The sequence below is a fragment of the Mangrovibacter sp. MFB070 genome, from assembly GCF_000705335.1.
Classification (GTDB): domain Bacteria; phylum Pseudomonadota; class Gammaproteobacteria; order Enterobacterales; family Enterobacteriaceae; genus Mangrovibacter; species Mangrovibacter plantisponsor.
Genome location: NZ_JJMI01000002.1, coordinates 165,890 through 184,703, shown reverse-complemented (window position 1 = coordinate 184,703; position 18,814 = coordinate 165,890). Strand labels below are relative to the sequence as shown.

Genomic DNA, 18,814 nt, shown 5'->3' with positions numbered 1-18,814 from the left:
GGCAGTGAGTTACCAGACCCAGAGTTTTGACGGTGTCACAATGGTGGGTAAAGGAATATCCCAGCGCTCGGTGGGAAGCGCCTCCACTTGCTGGCAGTCATGGGCGTAGCCTACCGGGATAAAACCATGTTCGCGCCAGTTTTGTAGTGTCCGGTCATAAAACCCGCCACCCATACCCAGGCGCTGGCCAGTGCTGTCGAACGCAACCAGAGGCGTTACCAGAATATCCAGGTGCTGCAAGGGCAGAATCTGGCGCACATCAAGGCGCGGCTCGGGAATTTTCAGGCGGTTGACTACCAGCTCAGTATCCGGTTCATAACGCACCATAATAAGCCCGCCCGCGCTGAACGGGTGCAGAACCGGAAGGTAGACCGAGCGGTTCATTGCCCACAGGCGTTCAATCAGTGGGCGGGTGTTGAGCTCGCCGTCTACAGAAAGGAATAACCCAATATGCTGTGCTCTTGCTGCGGGGGGCCACGTCAGAAAACGTTCAGCGGCTTCATGAGCGGAAGACTGTTGCTGATGAGAAGTTAAAGCCCGCCGAATCTGGCGAATATGCTGACGAATATGTTGCCGGGAAGCTGATACATCCGGTGAGTGCTGCATAGACAATGAGCTGATGAGAAAAGAAAGAGGGAATCTCCGAGATGCCGCCGCAGGCTGTAACCCTTGAACCCGTGGTTCAAGGTGAATGTGTCGTCACGACCTTAAGGCTTCCCGGACGGACCGGGCATGCTCACCGGTCGTGGAGCGTCACATTCTGTTTGTTTGAAATATCGGCTCAGGGGACTGGCCCGCTTGCGAACATCTCAGAGAAATTTTTAATTCATGGTTACTGTATCACAGCCAACCCTGAATTGTTATTCAAACTTCGTTTCCGGCCTTTCAGTTATGCGACCTTGTTCAAGTAATGCCTGTTCAATGGTCTGCTGTAACATCCGGATTCGTTGCTCCATACTGGCAGCATAGTCACGGGTTTTCGCTTTTTCTTGTGACAGCTCATAACAGATGTTGAGCGCCGCAATGAAAACCAGTTGCTCTGTATTGGTGACTCTAGTGCGAACTTTCAGATCTTGCAACCGTTGATTTAACTCATCAGCGGCCAGATTCAGCGCATCACGTTGTTCAGGCGGACAATTCACGCGCAGTGAACGACCAAAAATTTGAATGTCGACTGGTTCTGCAGACATGACACCTTCCTGCTGTTTACTCGCCTGCCTTATCGCAGCCCTGGGGCGGCGAAGGGGCGCTACTATAGCTACCCTTATATGAAGATACAAGCCCTTTTCTGGTATCTCCCGGGGCCGAAGTGGTAGCATAACACGAACTTAGCTTCCCAACGACGAAGAATGCGCATGTCTATACAAAATGAGATGCCTGGCTATGCCAGCATAAACCAGTTACTCAACCAACAAAATGTTGGTTTAACGCCGTCGGAAATGCACGGATTGATTAGCGGGATCTTGTGTGGCGGGAACAATGACAGTTCCTGGCAACCGCTTGTCCACGATTTGACTAACGAAGGCCTGGCGTTCAGCCAGAACCTCGCTGACAGCCTGCGTCAGATGCACAGTGCCACCAGTGATGCGCTGGAAGATGAAGGCTTTCAGTTCCAGCTGTTCATGCCTGAAGGTGAAGATGTGTCGGTGTTTGACCGCGCAGATGCCCTTTCTGGCTGGGTGAATCACTTCCTGCTGGGGCTGGGAGTGACTCAGCCACGCCTGGATAAAGTGAAAGGTGACCTTGGCGAGGCGATTGCCGATCTGCGTAATATCGCCCAACTGGGTTACGACGAAGACGAAGATATTGAAGAACTGGAAATGTCTTTGGAAGAAATTGTTGAGTATGTGCGTGTTGCTGCATTGCTGTGCTATGAAACATTCAACCGCCAGCAACCAACAGCACCAGAAGTACAACAAAAACCCACGCTGCATTAAGCAAGCCGGGTTCAGTAACGGAAGGAGGGGTGATGATTCAACAGGAATTTCTTCGCCGCCGTCAGGCAATGCTGGCAAAAATGGCGCCAGCCAGTGCGGCACTGTTTTTTGCGGCCCCCGAAGCGCCGCGTAGTGCAGACAGTGAGTATCCCTACCGGCAAAATAGTGATTTTTGGTACTTCACGGGTTTTAACGAGCCTGAAGCATTGCTGGTCTTAATCAAGAGCGATGACACGCACAATCACAGTGTGTTGTTTAACCGTGTGCGGGATAAAACGGCAGAAATATGGTTTGGCCGCCGGTTGGGCCAGGAAGCTGCGCCGGAAAAACTGGGAGTGGACAGAGCCCTGGCTTTTGATGAAGTGGGTGACAACCTCGCTCAACTGCTTAACGGGCTCGACTGTGTTTACCACGCGCAGGGCCTCTATGACTACGCAGACAGCATTGTTTTTGGCGCACTGGATAAACTGCGCAAAGGCAGCCGGTCGAACCTGAAGGCCCCTTCCTCGCTAACAGACTGGCGCCCCTGGGTGCATGATATGCGCCTGTTTAAATCCCCCGAAGAAGTCGCTGTATTGCGCCGTGCCGGGGAGATAACCGCATTGGGGCACACCCGGGCGATGGTGCAGTGCCGCCCGGGTATGTATGAATACCAACTGGAAGGTGAAATCCTTCACGAATTCAACCACCACGGCGCACGTTACCCCTCTTACAACACAATTGTCGGCGGCGGTGAGAACGGCTGTATTCTGCATTACACCGAAAATGAGAGCCTGTTACGTGCTGGCGACCTGGTATTAATTGATGCCGGGTGTGAACTGGAAGGGTATGCCGGGGATATTACCCGTACTTTCCCCGTTAACGGGCGCTTCACTCCGGCTCAGCGGGCGGTGTATGACATCGTGCTGGAATCGCTTGAAACGGCTCTTTCTTTATATGGCCCGGGCACAACTATGCAGGAAGTGACAGAAGCTGTCGTGCGCGTAATGGTCACCGGCCTGGTTCGCCTGGATATTTTACAGGGTGATATCGATGCCCTGATAACCCAGAATGCACACCGGCAATTTTTCATGCATGGTCTGAGCCACTGGCTGGGGCTTGATGTCCATGATGTCGGAGAATATGGGCCGGATCGCTCGCGCCCGCTGGAACCTGGCATGGTGCTGACGGTTGAACCCGGTTTGTATATAGCGCCAGATGCAGACGTACCGGAAATCTACCGGGGCATTGGTATTCGTATCGAAGATGACATTGTGATTACTGCCACCGGGAACGAAAACCTGACTGCCAGTGTGGTGAAATCCGCAGATGATATCGAAGCGCTAATGGCGGCATCACACTCATGAGTATTGTGATCGCAGGGGGCGGAATGATCGGCGCAACTCTGGCGCTGGCTATCTCCACCCTGACTCAGGGCAGGTTGCCTGTTCATCTGATAGAGGCCCGTACTCCCGATGCCAGTCAGCACCCGGGGTTTGATGCCCGGGCTATTGCCCTGGCAAAGGGGACTTCAACACAGTTAGCAAAACTTGGGGTGTGGCAGGCATTGCAAGATTGCGCAACGCCACTGACACAAGTTCAGGTTAGTGACCGTGGTCATGCCGGTTTTGTGACACTGCAGGCTGAAGATTATGGCATTACTGAACTGGGCCATGTTATAGAGCTGCATGATGCCGGGGTTCGCCTGTTTCGGTTATTGCGCAATGCCCCAGGAGTGACGCTGCATTGCCCGGCACGGGTTGAGTCGGTAACCCGTAGCACTGACAGCGTTACGGTGGCGCTGGATAACCAAACAACAGTCGTGGGCAAAGTACTGGTTGCTGCAGATGGCACACTGTCTGCTGTTGGTAAAGCTTGTGGCCTTGCCTGGCAACAAGATGACTACCAACAAGTCGCTGTTATCGCGAACGTAACAACCGCATGTTCACCAGATGGCCGGGCTTTTGAACGTTTCACTGCCAATGGGCCACTGGCGATGCTGCCGATGTCTGGTGGGCGCAGTTCACTGGTCTGGTGCCACCCATTGTCACAACAAACTGAGGTGATGAGCTGGAGTGATGAGCAGTTTTGCGCACAACTTCAGCGCGCCTTTGGCTGGCGGCTGGGCCGCATTTGCCATGCCGGTGAGCGCAGCGCATACCCACTTCGCTTAACTACGGCAGTGGCCGCTACTTCACACCGCGTTGTTGCTGTGGGTAATGCCGCACAAACAATGCACCCCATTGCCGGGCAGGGTTTTAATCTGGGCATGCGCGATGTGATGTCGCTGGCTGAAGAATTTGCCAGTGCGTTTAATCAGCATCAGGACCCTGGCTCATGTGCGGTGCTGGCACGCTATAATGCGCGCCGTTCACCTGACAGGGCGGCGACAATTGGCGTCACTGACGGGTTGGTTCACTTGTTTGCCAACCAATGGGGGCCGCTGGTTGTTGGGCGCAACATAGGTTTAATGGCGATGGATATCCTGGCGCCAGTGCGTGAGGCGCTGGCAAAACGCACCCTGGGCTGGGTGATTCGGTAAGGAGCATTATGGTTCAGAGTGTGGATGTCGCCATTATTGGCGGTGGGATGGTTGGGCTGGCCGTAGCCTGCGGTTTGCAAGGCAGTGGGCTGCGGGTTGCTGTGGTGGAAAATCAGCCATGCCAGCCAGTTGATGCGTCTGCGCCTCCAGCGTTGCGTGTTTCGGCAATCAATGCTGCCAGCGAGAAATTACTGCGACGCCTGGGAGCCTGGGAGCGAATGGCACCACAGCGCACCAGTGAATGGCACGGCATGGAAGTGTGGGAAAAAGACAGTTTTGGGCACATAGCCTTTGATGACCGCACTGCGGGTGAGCATGCGCTGGGTTATATCATCGAGAATAGCGTAATAAACCAGGCGTTGTGGCAACAGGCTGAGCACTCGGCAGATGTATCGCTTTATGCCCCGGCTGAAGTGAATTCAGTTGCCTGGGGTGAAAATGAGGCATTTATTACACTCAAAGATGGGGAGATGCTCACTGCCCGGCTGGTTGTCGGAGCTGATGGCGCACGCTCCTGGTTGCGTAACCAGGCGAATATCCCGCTCACCTTTTGGGATTACCGGCACCATGCCCTGGTTGCCACTATTCGTACTCAGGAGCCTCATCAGGCTGTTGCTCGCCAGGTATTTCATGGCGATGGCATTCTGGCTTTTCTGCCGCTTAACGATCCTCATTTGTGTTCTATTGTTTGGTCATTGCCGCCCGATAAAGCCCGTGAAATGCAGGATGCGGCCCCTGAACTGTTCAACCGCGAGCTGAGCATTGCCTTTGATCTGCGCCTGGGGCGCTGTGAGCTGAGCAGTGACCGCCAGTGTTTCCCTCTTACCGGGCGTTATGCGCGGCAGTTTGCTGCTCACCGGCTGGCTTTGGTAGGCGATGCAGCACACACGATTCACCCACTTGCCGGCCAGGGTGTGAACCTGGGCTTCATGGATGCGGCTGAGCTGGTAGGGGAATTACGGCGTTTGCACCAGCAGGGAAAAGATATTGGCCAGTATCTGTACCTGAAACGCTATGAAAGGCAGCGTAAATACAATGCCGCACTGATGCTGGCTGGCATGCAATCCTTCCGTGAATTGTTTGCAGGAACCAACCCGGCACTGAAACTGGTACGTGATGTTGGCCTGAAACTCGCCGACACTTTACCCGGTGTTAAACCCCGCATTATTCGCCAGGCCATGGGGCTTGATAATTTACCCCAATGGTTGCGTGACTGATCATCTGCGCCGTGTTTACGGTTTGTAAATCGGCGCACCTTTCATTTGAAATATTCTAATTTCACTGCTTTTTTCAGATTAGTTTTATTTATCCGAATTTTTTCCTGAATTTCGTGTTTCCCTGAGTATTTGGAGATTAATATCATTAAAATCGGAAACGGGTACGCAAAAGCTGGAGAAAATTTTATGTTTTTGTGGTTAATCCAGTTTAATTAACTGGTGGTTGTGTTGTTAAAAACACTCATAAGATAAACTGATGACTCATTTTACCTTATGGTTAAGCGTGCTTTTCAGTGGTAAGTTCAGGCAAAAGATAACGTTTGCGTCGGGGCTCATCAGGGCATTGTTTTCCCCTGGCCAGACGTAAACGTTCCGCAATTGCGGGCTATTACTGAAGAGGACAACATGACTCAGCAAACTCCGTTGTTTGAGCAGCATAAGCAGTGCGGCGCGCGCATGGTGGATTTCCATGGCTGGATGATGCCACTGCATTATGGCTCGCAAATTGATGAACACCACGCCGTGCGCACGGATGCCGGGATGTTTGATGTGTCGCATATGACAATTGTCGATCTTCATGGCGAACGTACCCGTGAATTCTTGCGTTATTTGCTGGCGAATGATGTCGCGAAGCTGACCCAGCCAGGCAAAGCACTGTATACCGGGATGCTTAACGCCTCAGCGGGTGTCATCGACGATCTGATTGTCTATTTTCTCTCCGACTCCTGGTTCCGCCTGGTCGTCAACTCTGCAACCCGTGAAAAAGATCTCGCCTGGATCCATCAACAGGCAGCCTCTTACAGCATTGATATCAGTGTGCGCGATGACTTGTCACTGATTGCCGTACAGGGCCCGAATGCACAGCAGAAAGCGGCAACTTTGTTTACTGCACAACAGCAACAGGCTGTTGCGGGCATGAAACCTTTCTTTGGCGTTCAGTCCGGGGATTTTTTCATTGCAACAACCGGTTATACCGGTGAAGCAGGGTATGAGATTGCACTGCCGGCAGCGCAGGCCGCAGATTTTTGGGAACAGCTGGTTAAGGCCGGGGTAAAACCTTGTGGCCTGGGAGCCCGGGATACCCTGCGCCTTGAAGCCGGAATGAATTTATATGGCCAGGAAATGGATGAAAGCGTGTCTCCCCTGGCTGCAAATATGGGCTGGACTATTGCCTGGCAACCTGAAGACCGTGACTTTATCGGGCGCGATGCTCTGGAAGCTCAACGCCTGCACGGAACCGAACAATTGGTTGGCCTGGTGATGACAGAAAAAGGTGTACTGCGTGGTGGTTTGCCTGTTCGTTTCACCGACACCGAGGGCACTGCTCGCGAAGGTGTTATCACCAGCGGCTCTTTTTCTCCGACCTTAGGCTACAGTATTGCACTGGCACGTGTGCCGGCGGGGATTGGCAGCACAGCGGTTGTTCAGATCCGTAACCGGGAAATGCCGGTGCATGTTACTAAACCGATTTTTGTTCGCGCCGGTAAACCGGTGGCTCAGTAAATTTTTATCAGGAGAGAATTATGAGCAATGTGCCTAATGAGCTGAAATACACCAAAGAGCATGAGTGGCTGCGTAAAGAAGAGGATGGTACTTACACCGTAGGTATTACCGAACACGCGCAAGAGCTGCTGGGCGATATGGTGTTTGTTGATCTGCCGGAAGTGGGTGCCACTGTTGGCGCAGGTGATGACTGCGCCGTTGCTGAATCTGTTAAAGCTGCTTCAGACATCTATGCACCAGTAAGCGGTGAAATTGTTGCTGTTAACGAAGAGCTGAATGACAGCCCGGAGCAGGTCAACAGCGAGCCTTATGGCAATGGCTGGATTTTCAAAATTAAAGCCAGCGATGCCTCTGAGATTGATGCGCTGCTGGATGCAGAAGCCTATGAGGCTCTGCTGGAAGACGAGTAAAACCCGGGGGCTGGTAACCTGCCAGCCCTGTAGCTATCTACTTATCGTAAGTTTCGTTTCAGGAAATACCGCCCATGACCCAGACCTTAAGCCAACTGGAAAACAATGAAGCGTTTATCGGTCGCCATATTGGCCCGTCGCCTGATCAACAGCAGGCCATGCTCGCTGCAGTTGGTGCCGATTCACTGGATGCGCTGACCGGGCAGATTGTGCCCAAAGATATTCAACTGGCACAACCACCTTATATTGGTGAAGCGGCTACCGAAGCGCAGGCGCTGGCTGAATTAAAAGCAATTGCCAGCCGCAACAAGCGTTTCCGTTCGTTTATCGGTATGGGGTATACGGCGGTTCATACTCCACCTGTTATTTTGCGTAATATGCTGGAAAACCCGGGCTGGTATACGGCTTATACTCCGTATCAGCCAGAAGTTTCTCAAGGGCGCCTGGAAGCGTTGCTGAATTTCCAGCAAGTAACACTCGACCTCACCGGTATGGACATGGCGTCTGCTTCTTTGCTGGATGAAGCGACTGCGGCCGCAGAAGCTATGGCAATGGCGAAACGCGTCAGTAAGCTCAAGAATGCTAACCGCTTTTTTGTCGCCAGTGATGTCCATCCGCAAACACTGGATGTTGTCCGTACTCGCGCAGAAACCTTTGGTTTTGAGGTTGTGGTGGATGACGCAGATAAAGTGCTGGAATTGCCCGGCATCTTTGGTGTGTTACTGCAGCAGGTGGGTACCACTGGAGAAGTGCATAATTACGGCGACTTAATCGCGCAACTGAACCAGCGTAATATCGTGGTGAGCGTTGCGGCGGATATTATGGCGCTGGTCATGCTGACGGCACCAGGTAAACAAGGCGCTGATATTGTCTTCGGTTCCGCGCAACGCTTTGGGGTACCGATGGGCTATGGCGGCCCGCACGCCGCTTTCTTTGCTGCACGCGACGCACATAAACGTGCGATGCCAGGGCGGCTTATTGGTGTATCCCGCGATGCAGCCGGTAACATTGCATTGCGTATGGCAATGCAAACTCGCGAACAACATATTCGCCGTGAAAAGGCGAACTCCAATATTTGTACTTCCCAGGTTTTACTGGCCAACATTGCCAGCCTGTATGCGGTATGGCACGGCCCGGTTGGCCTGAAACGCATTGCCGGGCGGATTCATCGTTTTACCGATATTCTGGCTTGTGGTCTGAAGCAAAAAGGGCTTTCACTGCGTCACCAGCACTGGTTTGACACGCTGTGTGTGGAAGTGAGCGACAAGGCCAGTATTCTGGCCCGTGCTCAGGCACAGGGTATCAACCTGCGTAGTGATATTCATAATGCAGTGGGTATTACCCTGGATGAAACCACTACCCGGGAAGATGTTCTCAGCCTGTTTAGCGTGCTGGTGGGCGACGACCATGGTCTGGATATCGCTCAACTGGATAAAGAAACCGCACTGGACAGCCGCTCAGTACCGGCAGAAATGCTGCGTGATGATGCTATTTTGACGCATCCGGTTTTCAACCGTTATCACAGTGAAACTGAGATGATGCGTTATATGCACAGCCTGGAGCGTAAAGACCTGGCTCTGAATCAGGCCATGATCCCACTGGGCTCCTGCACCATGAAGCTCAATGCTGCGGCTGAAATGATCCCCATTACCTGGCCTGAGTTTGCTGAACTGCACCCGTTCTGCCCGGTTGATCAGGCTGAAGGTTATCATTACATGATTAACCAACTGTCTGAGTGGCTGGTGAAACTGACCGGGTATGATGCATTGTGTATGCAGCCTAACTCGGGTGCTCAGGGGGAATATGCCGGTCTGCTGGCTATTCGCCGTTACCACGAAAGCCGCAACCAGGGGCAGCGCGATATCTGCCTTATCCCCAGCTCAGCTCACGGTACCAACCCGGCATCTGCGCAAATGGCGGGCATGCAGGTCGTTGTGGTTGCCTGTGATAAGCAAGGCAATATCGACCTCGATGATTTGCGTGCCAAAGCAGAGGCAGCAGGTGACAAACTCTCCTGCATCATGGTGACATACCCGTCCACTCATGGTGTGTATGAAGAAACTATCCGCTCCGTGTGTGACATCGTTCACCAGGCTGGTGGCCAGGTTTACCTGGATGGCGCGAATATGAATGCCCAGGTTGGCATTACATCACCCGGTTTTATCGGCTCGGATGTATCGCATCTCAACCTGCACAAAACCTTCTGTATTCCTCACGGCGGAGGCGGCCCGGGCATGGGGCCGATTGGTGTTAAAGCACACCTGGCTCCATTTGTTCCAGGCCACAGCGTGGTGCAAATTGAAGAAATGCTGACCCAGCAGGGCGCTGTGTCAGCCGCACCATTTGGCAGTGCTTCCATTCTGCCTATTAGCTGGATGTACATCCGCATGATGGGTTCACAAGGCCTGAAACAGGCAAGCCAGACGGCAATTCTGAATGCCAACTATATTGCCACACGCCTTAAAGATGCCTACCCGGTGTTGTATACCGGCCAGGATGGCCGCGTGGCTCACGAATGTATTCTGGATATCCGCCCGCTTAAAGAGCAAACCGGTATTAGTGAACTGGATATTGCGAAACGCCTGATTGATTATGGGTTCCATGCTCCAACCATGTCTTTCCCGGTGGCCGGTACTCTGATGGTGGAACCAACGGAGTCGGAAAGCAAAGTTGAACTGGATCGCTTTATTGATGCCATGCTGGCTATCCGTGGTGAAATTGCCAAAGTTGGTGCGGGTGAATGGGCTTTGGGTGATAACCCACTGGTGAATGCACCTCATACACAGCAAGAACTGGCTCAGGCTGACTGGCCGCACAGCTACACTCGTGAACTTGCTGCGTTCCCGGCAGGTTACAGTAATAAATACTGGCCGGCCGTTAAACGCCTGGATGATGTGTACGGTGACCGCAACCTGTTCTGCTCCTGTGTTCCGGTGAGCGAATACGACTAGTCAGATTTTGTTTTTTGTTAATTTTATGTTAAGGGTGCTTCGGCACCCTTTTTATTTGGAGTAAAGCAAAGGATGAAAATAGCACTGGTGACAGGCGCCAGCCGGGGTATCGGGCGGGCAACGGCACAATTATTAGCGCAAAGTGGCTATGCTGTGGTGGTTCACTACCGTGAAAACCAGCAAGCGGCAGATGAAGTGGTTACCGATATTGTTACAAGTGGTGGGCAGGCGTGGGCGCATCCGGCAGATATGTCACAGGAAACGGATATCATAAATTTATTTGCCTGGATTGATACATTACCAGGCTCACTGCATGCGCTGGTAAATAATGCTGGTGTGTTGTTCCCTCAGTCGGGAATTGAAGGGCTGGATGCTGAGCGAATCAATGCAGTATTACATACCAATGTCACCGGCCCCTTTATTTGCTGCCGGGAAGCGGTAAAACGCATGAGCAAGCACTCAGGTAACCAGGGAGGCGCTATTGTGAATGTTTCCTCTGCGGCAGCCCGACTTGGGTCGCCTGGCGAATATGTTGATTACGCCGCGTCAAAAGGCGCTCTGGACACATTAACCCGGGGGGTGTCGCAGGAAGTAGCCGCTCAGGGGATCCGCGTGAATGGTGTCCGGCCTGGATTTATTTATACCGGGATGCATGCCAGTGGCGGCGAACCTGGTCGGGTAGACCGAATTAAATCCCGCTTGCCAATGCAAAGAGGCGGAGAACCCCATGAAGTGGCTCAGGCCATTGTCTGGTTACTCAGTGACAATGCGTCTTACGTGACTGGCTCATTTATCGATTTGGCGGGTGGGTTGTAAAAATACCATTGCCCCACTGCAAGGTGAGAGCCTGTAAAAGAAAAAGCCCCGCAGTAATGCGGGGCCTGAGAAACCGGCTGGTTTGGTTATCAGAGTTCTTCACCATTGCTGGCAATCACGCCCTGATACCACCAGAAGCTTTTCTTCCGTGAACGTGACATATCACCTGTGCCATCATCGTGTTTATTCACATAAATAAACCCGTAGCGCTTGCTGTATTGCCCGGTAGTGAAAGAGACGCAGTCAATGCAGCCCCATGGCGTATAGCCCATCAGATCCACACCATCATAAGTGACAGCTTTCACCATTTGCTCGACATGTGCGCGCAGGTACTCAATACGGTAGTCATCATTGATACTGCCATCGTCTTCAACTTTGTCGTACGCGCCAAAGCCATTTTCGACAATGAACAGCGGTTTCTGATAGCGTTCATACAGTTCACACAGTGCATAACGCAGGCCTGTCGGGTCAATCTGCCAGCCCCAGTCAGACGCTTTAACATGTGGGTTCGGTACGCTGCCTTCAAAGCCGGAAATGGCATCGCCACTACCACCTTCTGCTTTTACCGCATTGGTCATGTAATAGCTGAAGCCCAGGTAATCACAGCACCCTTCACGCAGAATTTGCTCGTCACCTTCTTCCATGTGGATGGTAAACCCACGGCGTTCCCACTCGTTGAGTACATAAGCCGGGTAGTAACCGCGTAATTGCACATCGGTAAAGACATAACGTTCACGCATGGATTCCTGCGCATACATCACGTCATCCGGGTTACAGGTAAACGGATACAACGGCACCATGGCAAGCATGCAGCCAATTTTCATTTCCGGATTAATTTGGTGGCCGGCTTTAACCGCCATTGCGCTGGCAACAAACTGGTGATGCAGCACCTGATACATGGTTTCTTCAGGGTTCTCATGGTCGGTATACACCACACCAGAGCAGCAATAACCAAATAACGGCGCGCGCCAGTTACGCTGGTTATTGATTTCGTTGAACGTCATCCAGTATTTCACTTTGGATTTATAACGCTCAAACACCACTTCTGCGAAGCGAACGAAGAAATCGACAACTTTACGGTTAGCCCAGCCGCCGTATTCCTGCACCAGGTGTAAAGGCATTTCAAAATGCGACAGAGTTATGACCGGCTCAATATTGTATTTGAGCATTTCATCAAACATCTCGTCGTAAAATTTCAGGCCTTCTTCATTTGGCTGGGTTTCGTCCCCTTTGGGGAAGATGCGGGTCCAGGCAATGGATGTCCGGAAGCATTTGAAGCCCATTTCAGCAAACAGCTTAATGTCTTCTTTGTAGTGACCATAGAAGTCGACAGCTTCATGGTTAGGGTAGTATTTGCCTGCTTCTGGTTGCTGGGTAATCACGCGTGGCACACCGTGAGCACCACCGGTCAGCACATCACAAATGCTGGGGCCTTTTCCGCCTTTATCCCAGCCGCCTTCAACCTGGTGTGCTGCAACAGCACCACCCCACAAAAAATCCTTTGGCAGTGTGAGTTTTTTCATAACGTCCTCTGAGTGTGCACGCGATATCCTGGTTTTACCGCCCGGAAATTGGGCGTAAAACAGAACGGATATTCAGCAGTTAAAAGTCATGCTTCAGAGTCTGGCAAAAGCAGATGCAAATGTCACGATATAACAAAATCAGTGGGTTGTGACTAGTTACATGCAAAAAACAGGGCGTTTTTTAGGCCAGCTTTCGGGCGAGTTTCCGGCCTAATGTTTCCAGAATATAGACGACAGGTAACTGGCTGGTAATATCGTGATTGCCAGAAATGCGCATTTGGGGAATATGCCAGGAGATATTGAAATCCGCCATGCGGGCCAGTGACGAGTTGTCGTTGCTGGTGATTGACATAACTTTGCAGTGATGCAGGCTGAACTGGCTGGCAAACCGCAAAATTTCTGGCGTTTCCCCGGAAACGGAAAGCACAATTGCCAGCGCGTTTTTCGCCATATCGTTGTTGACCGGGAAATATGGGTCATCAATATGGTTACTGAATTTTCCCATGTTGGAAAAAAAACGTGCGCCGTATTTCGCCATAGAGCCTGATGTGCTGGCCCCCACAAATATAATACGCTCTGAATGGCAGATAATATCCACGGCCTGGTTCAGCAACGTATCAAACTCCGGGTTATTCACACTGTTAAAGAAACTGATGATTTCACCAGTGCCAAAATTGGCGGGCAGTGGTTCAGCCTGGGATAAATAGAGCTTGAAGCGCACACGAAACTCAGAATAACCATCACAACCCAGCTTGCGGCAGAAACGTAAGACCGTGGTTGTGGAAACTCCGGCAGCTTCTGCCAGTTCCCGGATAGTCATGTACATCACGGCATCATGATTCTTGATGGCGTAGTTGTAGACCAGCAATTCCAGGTTGTTCAGCCCGGCGATTGCCGCATGGTTAAATAAGGTCACAGCGGGTATCCTGAGTCATCAAGCCAATGGTTGTTAGCGTAACCAGCCTTTTTCGTGAGCGGCATATAACTGTGTTTTGACATGTTCCCATAAGTCCGGCCAGACATCGCCAACACAGGTATTACGGTTGAGAACTTGCTCAAGCCTGACCTGGTTCTCCTGCCAACTCTGCCCTTCATTATGCAGGTTTTGCAGCACCGGTAACACTCTGTCCAGCGCGCCAGCAAATTGGGCGTCGGGCGTGGTGCCCGCTTCATATTCCTGCCAGAGTGCCAAAAACTGGCTGTTTTGCGGGGCAGGCAGCAGGCCAAACAAACGTTCTGCTGCCTGGGCTTCCTGGCTGGCAATGGCGGCGCGGGCTTCCAGGTCGTACACCAGTACATCACCGGTATCTATTTCGACAACATCATGCAGCAGTGCCATTTTTATTACCCGGTCAATATCCACCTTGCTGCCTGCGAAAGGTGCCATGCTCATTGCGGCTACAGCAAAATGCCAGCTGTGCTCAGCGCTGTTTTCTGCACGCCCTCCGCCTAACAGCCGGGTGCGACGTTCAACCCGCTTGAGTTTGTCAATTTCCATAAGAAAATTAATGATATCGGTAAATTTACCAAAACCAGGAGTACTACCGGTCATCGTTCTTATCCTGCTGTTATGCGCCTGCGCAAATTGTAAAACAAATTCCGCTTACCTGCGATCAACCTGGAAATACCTGTACACATATTAAATTTCAGTGAACATGTGTTCACTGAAATCATTCTCAGTTAGGCTATACGTGCGGTGACCTTATTATTTCCAGGAGTTGATCTTATGGCCCGGACAAAACGTTTTGCGCAGGGATATTCTCTGGCAGAGGAGATTGCCAACAGTATCAGCCATGGGATAGGTCTGGTGTTTGGCATCGTTGGGCTGGTGTTATTGCTGATTCAGGCCGTGGATACCCGGGCGGGTGCGACAGCCATAACCAGTTACAGCCTGTATGGCGGCAGTATGATATTGCTGTTCCTGGCGTCCACGCTGTATCACGCCATTCCGCATGCGCGAATTAAGCCGCTACTGAAAAAATTTGACCACTGTGCCATCTACCTGTTGATTGCCGGTACTTACACACCATTTTTGCTGGTCGGGCTGCGCTCGCCACTGGCGCATACCTTAATGGTGATTATCTGGAGCCTGGCATTAGCGGGGATCCTGTTTAAGCTCACCATTGCTCACCGGTTTAAAGTACTGTCGCTGGTAACTTACCTTGCTATGGGTTGGCTTTCATTATTGGTGGTGTACCAACTGGCAATGCGTATTGCCCCGGGCGGGGTGACTTTACTGGCAGCGGGTGGGGTAGTTTATTCCCTGGGGGTGATTTTTTATGTCTGCCGCCGTATCCCGTTTAACCACGCTATTTGGCACGGCTTTGTGCTGGGTGGTAGCGTGTGCCATTTCCTGGCGATTTACTTTTATGTCGGGTAAATGTGGGGGGGCAGCTGGCGGGAGGATACCAGAGTAAGGTTAAGGCGCATATCTGTTGAAGTACGCCAGGCAGAATGCGTTTGCCCCTTGCCTGGCGCCAGTACGTGGTGGGAATCAGGCTTCTTCTTCAAGTGAATAAGGCAGTGGCTCAAGACTGAGTTCGCTGCTTTCGTCGCCCAAAACACGGAATACGGTGCCAGGCTCGATATCGTTATTCATTACGGCCTGAACCAGTGTTCGGCCATCTTCCAGTGATACTGCGGCCAGAACACGCCCGGTACGCCGCCAGTTGTCACCCATTTTCATTTCCAGTGCATCTGCCGCGGCAGGAATATGCCCGGCTTTACCAGATAACAGCCACATTGCGCGCTTATTGGCACCACGGAATTTTGCCCGTGCCACCATCTCCTGCCCGGTGTAACAGCCTTTTTTAAAGCTGATTCCCCCCAGAGCCTGTAAGTTTGCAGCCTGTGGAATAAATTCATTGGTGTTGGCCAAATCAATAACGGGGTAGCCAGCTTCGATATCCAGCGCCAGCCATTGTTGGCTGTTGTTACGCTGGGCTTCACCTTTTAGTTTATCGGCCACTACCTGAGCCTGAGAGGTGTCAGTTACCAGTAAAAAGCGCTCGGCAGGCAAAGGCAGCCACAGAATCGTGGTATTGCCATCCTGTACGACTGGCTGGCTGGCATCTGGCAAGGTGGTATAAACAGAGGCCAGAGCGGCACGGGCCTGAAAACCGGCCAGACCGAGCAGCACTGCGTTATCATCTGGCGCGATGGTGACTTTGGAAAAAACAGCGTATTTTTTCAGTTCACTCAACTGTGTTTCACACACACTGCGGCGCAGTAACCAGGAGAAACCCTGTTCACCGGGAAATAACCGCAGATTGCTCCACATTTTCCCTTTGGCATCGCAATGTGCTGTCAGCACATGTTCATGTTCCGTTAGCTGAGCAAGATCTGCAGTAAGTTGCCCCTGAAGATATGTTTTACTGTCAGGGCCGCTGATGGTGGCAACGGCCCAGTCGTCCAGTGTCATTAATGTCAAAGGAAGGCGGGCTGCGTTAACCGCCTGGCGAGGCGCAAACGGATTGAAAGACATAGTATTAGTCCCGTTTAAATGAGTGCGATATGCCAACTATGGTAAAAGAGACGCAAGCCATTGCAAGGGCTTTCACCATACCTTTTGTGCCTTTGCGTGCAGGGCTGCAGGCTAATGTAATAGCCTGCAACATTAAGAGTAAAGTTAGAAGGATCAAGGAAAATCGCATATTCCGGTGAAGAGTGGCGATAAAACAAGGTAAACTAGCCAGGTACCCGCTTGTGGATTACAGGAAAGAATGTATGGATATCAATAATAAAGCTCGTATTCATTGGGCATGCCGCCGCGGTATGCGCGAGTTAGACATTTCCATCATGCCTTTTTTCGAGCATGAATATGACACGTTGAGTGACAGCGAGAAACAAGCGTTTGTCAGGTTACTCACCTGCGATGACCCGGATCTCTTTAACTGGCTGATGAACCACGGTTCGCCAGAAGACCCGGAACTGGCCCAAATGGTTGCACTGATTCAGTCACGGAATATGGCTCGTGGTCCTGTGGCACTCTGACCTGCGGGTTTCCTGGCAAACGCAATGGCTTTCACTTCTGCTGCACGGTTTAGTGGCTGCGGCAGTGCTGTTTTTGCCCTGGCCACTGGCCTGGACTCCTGTATGGCTGTTGCTGGTTTCGCTGGTGGTGTTCGACTGCGTAAGAAGCCAGCGGCGTATAAATGCCCGCCATGGTGAATTGCAACTGTTAACCGAAAACCGGGTTAAATGGCAAGAAGCTGAGTGGGCTCTGGCAGGCCAGCCCTGGATGTTGAAGTATGGCGTTTTGCTGTGTTTGCGCCGCCTCCCGGGAGGGCGCAAACACCATTTATGGCTGGCAGCAGACAGTATGGACCAAAAAGCATGGCGTGATTTGCGCCGCTTACTGAACCAACACGGCAGTACATAAGTATTGCCGGGGCTGGTCAGCCGAATGCCTGTGCCATTTCACCAAGAATTTGTTCACACCAGTTTTCCAGCCGTTCATCACTCAGGTCATACTGGCTGGTCTCATCCAGAGCCAAACCAACAAATAGCTTGCCATCTGCCGTGACGGGTTTCTGGCTGGTAAAGGTATAGCCTTCTGTTGGCCAGTAACCAATAAAGTGAACGCCCAGAGGTTGTAGTTTGCCGTGCAGCATGCCCAGTGCGTCAAGGAACCACTCGCTGTAACCTTCCTGGTCACCCATGCCGTACAGTGCGACAATTTTTCCCTTGAGGTTAAGGTCGCCCAGTTTGTCCCATATGGCTTCCCAGTCTTCCTGGATCTCACCAAAATCCCAGGTCGGTATCCCCATAATCAGCACATCATAGCTTTCCATTAATGTGGGGGAGTCATCTTTCAGGTTGTGCAGCTCCACCAGATCCGGGCCAATGATGTCGCGAATTTTTTCCGCAGCCATTTCGGTGTAGCAGGTGCTGGAGCCATAAAAAAGGCCGATTTTCATCATGTTAACCATTCATTTCTTATACCAACAGGCATAGTGTACCAGATCCCCCGCAGGTTAAGGCATAATGCGCATATCTGGACAAATACGAGGCGAAAATGGACGACAATCTTGCACTGATTGAGCAGTTCCTCGATACGCTGTGGCTTGAGCGCAACCTGGCGGAAAATACCCTCAGCGCGTACCGGCGAGATTTACACATGGCGGTGGAGTGGCTTCACCACCGGCAACAAACCGTGTTATCCGCAACGGGTGACGATTTGCAGGCATTGCTGGCAGAACGGGTTGAAGGCGGATATAAAGCGACCAGTTCCGCACGCTTATTGAGCGCTCTGCGGCGTTTTTTCCAGTATTTGTACAACGAAAAACTGCGTACTGATGACCCATGCGCCAGGCTGGCATCGCCAAAACTCCCTCAACGCTTACCCAAAGACCTGAGCGAAATCCAGGTTGAGCACCTGCTGCAGGCACCGGTGGTGGATATTCCCCTGGAGTTGCGCGATAAAGCCATGCTGGAGGTGCTCTATGCCACCGGGTTGCGTGTGTCGGAATTGGTGGGCCTGAGTATGAGTGATGTCAGTCTGCGCCAGGGGGTGGTACGCGTGATTGGTAAAGGCGATAAAGAGCGCCTGGTGCCACTGGGTGAAGAAGCGGTTTACTGGCTGGAACAATACCTGACATACAGCCGTCCCTGGTTACTCAATGGTGTGGCGTCTGATGTGCTTTTCCCCAGCCAGCGGGCAAGGCAGATGACACGCCAGACTTTCTGGCATCGTATTAAACATTACGCTACGCTGGCGGGAATCGACAGTGAGAAGCTGTCACCTCACGTGTTGCGCCACGCTTTTGCCACGCATCTGTTAAACCATGGTGCGGACTTGCGTGTGGTGCAAATGCTGCTGGGGCATAGCTCGCTTTCTACAACGCAAATTTATACACATGTGGCCACGGAACGACTGCGCCAACTTCATCAACAGCACCACCCTCGCGCGTGAGTGCCGAAGCAAAAGGATGTTT

General features: G+C 52.0%; 19 protein-coding genes and 1 other RNA gene. 12 read left to right on the top strand and 8 right to left on the bottom strand.

The features are described 5' to 3' along the window. Positions 1 to 9: 9 nt before the first annotated feature. The 3 genes from DT73_RS01295 to zapA all read right to left on the bottom strand — a co-directional run bounded on the left by DT73_RS01295 (position 10) and on the right by zapA (position 1,190). Positions 10 to 606, bottom strand: coding sequence for a 5-formyltetrahydrofolate cyclo-ligase (locus tag DT73_RS01295; RefSeq protein ID WP_036102820.1), 597 nt, complete (start codon positions 604 to 606; stop codon positions 10 to 12). A 29-nt stretch (positions 607 to 635) separates the two neighbouring features. Continuing rightward, a non-coding RNA gene (gene ssrS, locus DT73_RS25280) (6S RNA) lies at positions 636 to 819 on the bottom strand. A gap of 41 nt (positions 820 to 860) precedes the next feature. Continuing rightward, complete coding sequence (zapA, locus tag DT73_RS01290; RefSeq protein ID WP_036102818.1) at positions 861 to 1,190, bottom strand: cell division protein ZapA; 330 nt, start codon at positions 1,188 to 1,190, stop codon at positions 861 to 863. Positions 1,191 to 1,355: 165 nt separating this feature from the next. Here zapA and DT73_RS01285 point away from each other — a divergent pair, with 165 nt between their 5' ends. From DT73_RS01285 to DT73_RS01250, 8 genes are all read left to right on the top strand, one after another. Beyond that, the gene (locus DT73_RS01285) at positions 1,356 to 1,937 is read left to right on the top strand and encodes a YecA family protein (protein WP_146211485.1); all 582 of its coding nucleotides are present in this window, start codon (positions 1,356 to 1,358) and stop codon (positions 1,935 to 1,937) included. 32 nt (positions 1,938 to 1,969) lie between these two features. Continuing rightward, positions 1,970 to 3,283, top strand: coding sequence for a Xaa-Pro aminopeptidase (pepP, locus tag DT73_RS01280; RefSeq protein WP_036102815.1), 1,314 nt, complete (start codon positions 1,970 to 1,972; stop codon positions 3,281 to 3,283). Then, a complete protein-coding gene (gene ubiH, locus DT73_RS01275; RefSeq protein WP_036102813.1) occupies positions 3,280 to 4,458 on the top strand; it encodes a 2-octaprenyl-6-methoxyphenyl hydroxylase in 1,179 nt (392 codons plus the stop codon). The genes pepP and ubiH overlap by 4 nt, the downstream gene beginning before the upstream one ends. 8 nt (positions 4,459 to 4,466) lie before the next feature. Then, a complete protein-coding gene (ubiI, locus tag DT73_RS01270; protein WP_036102810.1) occupies positions 4,467 to 5,675 on the top strand; it encodes an FAD-dependent 2-octaprenylphenol hydroxylase in 1,209 nt (402 codons plus the stop codon). Positions 5,676 to 6,080: 405 nt separating this feature from the next. Beyond that, positions 6,081 to 7,178, top strand: coding sequence for a glycine cleavage system aminomethyltransferase GcvT (gcvT, locus tag DT73_RS01265; RefSeq protein ID WP_036102809.1), 1,098 nt, complete (start codon positions 6,081 to 6,083; stop codon positions 7,176 to 7,178). A gap of 20 nt (positions 7,179 to 7,198) precedes the next feature. Next, positions 7,199 to 7,588 carry a glycine cleavage system protein GcvH gene (gene gcvH, locus DT73_RS01260; RefSeq protein WP_036102807.1) on the top strand — a complete coding sequence of 130 codons (390 nt, stop codon included), beginning with the start codon at positions 7,199 to 7,201 and terminating at the stop codon, positions 7,586 to 7,588. A 74-nt stretch (positions 7,589 to 7,662) separates the two neighbouring features. Further along, the gene (gcvP, locus tag DT73_RS01255; RefSeq protein WP_036102804.1) at positions 7,663 to 10,539 is read left to right on the top strand and encodes an aminomethyl-transferring glycine dehydrogenase; all 2,877 of its coding nucleotides are present in this window, start codon (positions 7,663 to 7,665) and stop codon (positions 10,537 to 10,539) included. Positions 10,540 to 10,611: 72 nt separating this feature from the next. Continuing rightward, on the top strand, positions 10,612 to 11,355 hold the full coding sequence (locus DT73_RS01250; protein ID WP_036102803.1) for an SDR family oxidoreductase: 744 nt from the start codon (positions 10,612 to 10,614) through the stop codon (positions 11,353 to 11,355). A gap of 89 nt (positions 11,356 to 11,444) precedes the next feature. Here DT73_RS01250 and DT73_RS01245 read toward each other — a convergent pair whose 3' ends face one another. The 3 genes from DT73_RS01245 to DT73_RS01235 all read right to left on the bottom strand — a co-directional run bounded on the left by DT73_RS01245 (position 11,445) and on the right by DT73_RS01235 (position 14,430). Then, positions 11,445 to 12,878: a 6-phospho-beta-glucosidase gene (locus tag DT73_RS01245; protein WP_036102801.1), complete on the bottom strand. Its 1,434-nt coding sequence runs from the start codon at positions 12,876 to 12,878 to the stop codon at positions 11,445 to 11,447. Between the two features lie 181 nt (positions 12,879 to 13,059). Beyond that, positions 13,060 to 13,794: a MurR/RpiR family transcriptional regulator gene (locus DT73_RS01240; protein WP_036102799.1), complete on the bottom strand. Its 735-nt coding sequence runs from the start codon at positions 13,792 to 13,794 to the stop codon at positions 13,060 to 13,062. Between the two features lie 33 nt (positions 13,795 to 13,827). Then, positions 13,828 to 14,430: an HD family hydrolase gene (locus DT73_RS01235; RefSeq protein WP_036102797.1), complete on the bottom strand. Its 603-nt coding sequence runs from the start codon at positions 14,428 to 14,430 to the stop codon at positions 13,828 to 13,830. A 174-nt stretch (positions 14,431 to 14,604) separates the two neighbouring features. On the opposite strand from DT73_RS01235, the gene DT73_RS01230 reads away from it, so the two are divergent. Continuing rightward, on the top strand, positions 14,605 to 15,258 hold the full coding sequence (locus DT73_RS01230) for a hemolysin III family protein (RefSeq protein ID WP_036102795.1): 654 nt from the start codon (positions 14,605 to 14,607) through the stop codon (positions 15,256 to 15,258). A 114-nt stretch (positions 15,259 to 15,372) separates the two neighbouring features. On the opposite strand, the gene ygfZ is transcribed toward DT73_RS01230, so the two are convergent. Beyond that, positions 15,373 to 16,362, bottom strand: coding sequence for a tRNA-modifying protein YgfZ (ygfZ, locus tag DT73_RS01225; RefSeq protein ID WP_036102793.1), 990 nt, complete (start codon positions 16,360 to 16,362; stop codon positions 15,373 to 15,375). Positions 16,363 to 16,604: 242 nt separating this feature from the next. On the opposite strand from ygfZ, the gene sdhE reads away from it, so the two are divergent. Next, on the top strand, positions 16,605 to 16,871 hold the full coding sequence (gene sdhE / locus DT73_RS01220) for an FAD assembly factor SdhE (protein WP_036102791.1): 267 nt from the start codon (positions 16,605 to 16,607) through the stop codon (positions 16,869 to 16,871). Next, positions 16,852 to 17,259, top strand: coding sequence for a protein YgfX (locus tag DT73_RS01215; protein ID WP_036102789.1), 408 nt, complete (start codon positions 16,852 to 16,854; stop codon positions 17,257 to 17,259). Before sdhE ends, DT73_RS01215 begins: the two co-directional genes overlap by 20 nt. Before the next feature lie 16 nt (positions 17,260 to 17,275). Here DT73_RS01215 and fldB read toward each other — a convergent pair whose 3' ends face one another. Continuing rightward, positions 17,276 to 17,797, bottom strand: coding sequence for a flavodoxin FldB (fldB, locus tag DT73_RS01210; protein ID WP_036102910.1), 522 nt, complete (start codon positions 17,795 to 17,797; stop codon positions 17,276 to 17,278). Positions 17,798 to 17,895: 98 nt separating this feature from the next. Here fldB and xerD point away from each other — a divergent pair, with 98 nt between their 5' ends. Further along, positions 17,896 to 18,792: a site-specific tyrosine recombinase XerD gene (gene xerD / locus DT73_RS01205; protein WP_036102786.1), complete on the top strand. Its 897-nt coding sequence runs from the start codon at positions 17,896 to 17,898 to the stop codon at positions 18,790 to 18,792. The last annotated feature ends 22 nt before the right edge of the window (positions 18,793 to 18,814 follow it).